Annotated in this window: 4 protein-coding genes; all 4 read right to left on the bottom strand. The window is 56.8% G+C overall.

Features of this window, described 5'->3' with window-relative positions:
- Positions 1-1,070: DgaE family pyridoxal phosphate-dependent ammonia lyase (locus AB7E14_RS22180; protein WP_428169970.1), on the bottom strand; the 1,070-nt coding region annotated here is incomplete at its 3' end.
- The gene (locus tag AB7E14_RS22185) at positions 1,054-2,187 is read right to left on the bottom strand and encodes an amidohydrolase/deacetylase family metallohydrolase (RefSeq protein WP_216082098.1); all 1,134 of its coding nucleotides are present in this window, start codon (positions 2,185-2,187) and stop codon (positions 1,054-1,056) included. The genes AB7E14_RS22180 and AB7E14_RS22185, both read right to left, overlap by 17 nt.
- 97 nt (positions 2,188-2,284) lie before the next feature.
- Positions 2,285-2,929 carry a DUF4310 family protein gene (locus AB7E14_RS22190; RefSeq protein WP_042999222.1) on the bottom strand — a complete coding sequence of 215 codons (645 nt, stop codon included), beginning with the start codon at positions 2,927-2,929 and terminating at the stop codon, positions 2,285-2,287.
- A gap of 11 nt (positions 2,930-2,940) precedes the next feature.
- The coding region (locus tag AB7E14_RS22195) for a DUF4311 domain-containing protein (RefSeq protein ID WP_428169971.1) at positions 2,941-3,111 on the bottom strand (171 nt) is incomplete at its 5' end.

Below are 3,111 nucleotides of genomic sequence, written 5' to 3' on the forward strand. Positions count from 1 at the left end.
ATGTCCAACTGTGCACGATCAACACTGCGAACATCTGCTTCAATAATTCCTTCGTTGGCTTTGTAACCACGGAAGTAAATCGCGTATTCACCCTGCTTGAGCGCTTCCACCAGTTCGCCTGTCGCGATGCCGGTAACAGCTTCATCAAACTTAATTTCTGCGCGGGCGATATCCCGTCCCGCGCTGTCCCATACCACGCGAGCGGTCACACCGTTGAGCGCATTCAGCGCATCAATAAACGGTGTCATTTTTTCCAACATCTCCGCGCCGCTCTCTTTCTGCGCATTCAAATAGAGTTCAATGGCACAGGTCAGGCCGAGAATCCCCTCTTTGCCGACCTTCATCGCCCGGCCAATACCCGCCGTCTGGCGTTTCACCCACTCGACGTACTGGGTTTTGCCGATGACCAGTCCGCTGGTAGGGCCTTCGATCGCCTTCGCGCCGCTGTAGATCACCAGATCGGCCCCCGAACGGTAGTAGCACTGCAGATCTTCTTCCGCCGCCGCATCAACAATCAGCGGCAGATTGTGTTTACGCGCCACGACGACGGCCTGCTCAACGCTGAGCATGCTTTTTTGTACGCAGTGGTGGGATTTGATGTAAAGAATCGCCGCCGTGCGTGGGGTGATTGCCGCCGCCAGCTGTGCGGCAGAGCATTCATTGGCATATCCGGCTTCCACCAGCTTGCCACCGCCCAGCGCCACCATCGTGCCAACCGGCGCACCAAAGTTAACGTTGTGCCCTTTCGGCAACACGATTTCGTTATTCTCAATCGGTGTGACGTGCAGGTTCTCCAGCAACCAGTCGCTGTCCTGGACCAGCACGGCGGCCACCGACTGAGCAATGCCCGCAGACGCACAGGAAACCACCGTCGCCCCTTCCACATCCAGCAGCTTCGCAATGTATTCCCCGGTTTTATTCACCAGATCTTTCATCTCAAAGTACTGGTTCATACCGGCCATCGCCGCTTCCACCACTTTCGGGCGCGGCGTGGACACGCCCAGCGCCGTCATTCGTCCGGAGGTATTAATTACCTGCTTTAAATGGTATTTCTCAAAAATCGAAGGCATGTTCCGCGCTCCCTTGTTCGGTCATATAGCCCTTGCCCGCACGTATTGCGGCAAGCGGCACCAGCAGTTTTTCAGCCTGTAAGCTGTCATTTTCGGCATCGATCAGCACGGTTGGCTGACGCTTCAGCGTAAAGAGGGTTAAGTCAGCGTCCAGACCTGGCTGGAGGCGACCTTTGGATTTCAGACGCAAGCCGTCGGCGGCATTAGCCGTCACACAGTTGATGACCTGCGGCAGCGACATCCCGATGGCGAGGAATTTCGACATCACATTCGCCAGCGAATGTACCGGGCCGCTGATACGGTTGCGGCAATAGATATCAGAACTGATGGTGTGCGGCAGAATGCCTAAGCTGATGGCACGTTTCGCCACCGCAAAACTCAGGCTGGCCGTGCCGTGCCCGACGTCCAGACGCACGCCTCGCTGAATCGCCCGGGTGACCGAGGCGCGCAGTTCGCCCTCCGGCGTCAGAATGCGATTAGGTTTTCCGTTGTAGCAGTGGGTGATGATATCGCCCGCCGTCAGGCGCTCTGCGATCTCATCCAGATCCGGCGGGTTATTGCCAATGTGGACCATCAGGGGCAAATCACCGTTCGCTTGCTGCATCGCTTTGGCGCGTTCCAGCGGCGTGATGCCATTTTCACCCACCACGCTGCTGCTCATACGCGCTTTCAGGCCGACGATGAAATCAGGGTAGCGTTTCACCGCCTGCTGCACCGCGTCGGCATCGATGTTGGCCATATTCGCCAGTTCGTTTTGTGCAATCAGCCCGACGCGGGAGATATTCAGAAGTGCATAGACTTCCGTCGCGGCGTCGCGCGTGAGGGTATAGAAATCATCAATATCATCGGCACCGGTACTGCCCGCATCCACCACGGTCGTCACGCCGGTGGCAATGCCTACGCTGTCCGGCTCGTCGTGATAAATCGGAGAATTTGGATAACAGTGAACGTGGGAATCAATCCATCCGGCGCTGACGTAGTACTCGCCGTTGAGCTCAACGGTTTTCACCGCCGGGTCGTTTATCTCGCCTAACGCGGCGATTTTGCCGTCCTTCAGGGCGATATCACAGACCGTATCGTCAACCAGACGCGCACGGCGCAGGAGTAAATCAAACATGTCTCTCTCCTTTTGCCGGATAGCGGCGTAACCACCCTATCCGGCCTACAAAGACGCGCTTATCCGTAGGCCTGATAAGCGCTTTACCATCAGGCAATTAGCTAATCGCAATCGGGAAGATTGAACCTAAAATCATGGCGCCAAGGATAGCGCCCCCGGTGATCGGTTTCTGCCAGATGTAAAACAGCAGTGCGCCGACCAAAGAACCCACGCCGATAGGGATCGACGCCGTCATCGCGCTGAGGATGATCAATGGGCCGAGGAAACGCCCCGAGGCGTTACCGGCACCCATCATCACGTCCGCCCCGTAGGTCGAGTCACTCTGATTGATGGTGAACTTACGTGCCAGGATAATGACGTAACCAATCGCCAGGCCAATCGCCAGCCCCGTAGCGAGAGAAGCGATAAAGTTCTCAACCGGGAACACAATGCCTGCGCCCAACAACAGCGCCGGAACCCCCAGACCAACGCCGGTCTGAATCGCACCGCCGATATCCAGAATCCCCACCAGGGAGCCTTCGATAATGCGGGCGAACAGGAAGCTGGCACCAAACGCGGCCACTGCGCCGTACGATCCGGTATCAATCCCCGCTTTCAGCATGGCCACGAACGCCACTTCGTTAAACGCGCCAATCCCGTACAGGTAGTACATGTGCGTCCCGGCAAACACGCCGGAGGAGAGCAGGCCAACGAAGATCGGGAACGACCAGTCGGCAAACCAAAAACCTTTATTCTGTTCCATTGTGGCCTCCGTTATTTGCCGCTAAGCGAGTTGTGGATCAGTTCGAGCCAGTTCGGCACGGTCATGTGGAAGGATTCGATCATCTTCATGTCGAAGCCACGGAAGAAGCCGCTCAGGACGAACAGCAGAACGATGGCCGCCATCATCACTTTGGTCACATGGTTCCAGCCGCTCTCTTCAAC

It is taken from the genome of Citrobacter sp. (assembly GCF_050252275.1).
In the GTDB taxonomy this organism is placed as follows: Bacteria; Pseudomonadota; Gammaproteobacteria; order Enterobacterales; family Enterobacteriaceae; genus Citrobacter_A; species Citrobacter_A amalonaticus.

Coding starts and splice junctions, on each gene's coding strand:
- AB7E14_RS22185 (WP_216082098.1), bottom strand. CDS start 2,187: ATGTTTGATTTACTCCTGCGCCGTGCGCGTCTGGTTGACGATACGGTC.
- AB7E14_RS22190 (WP_042999222.1), bottom strand. CDS start 2,929: ATGGAACAGAATAAAGGTTTTTGGTTTGCCGACTGGTCGTTCCCGATC.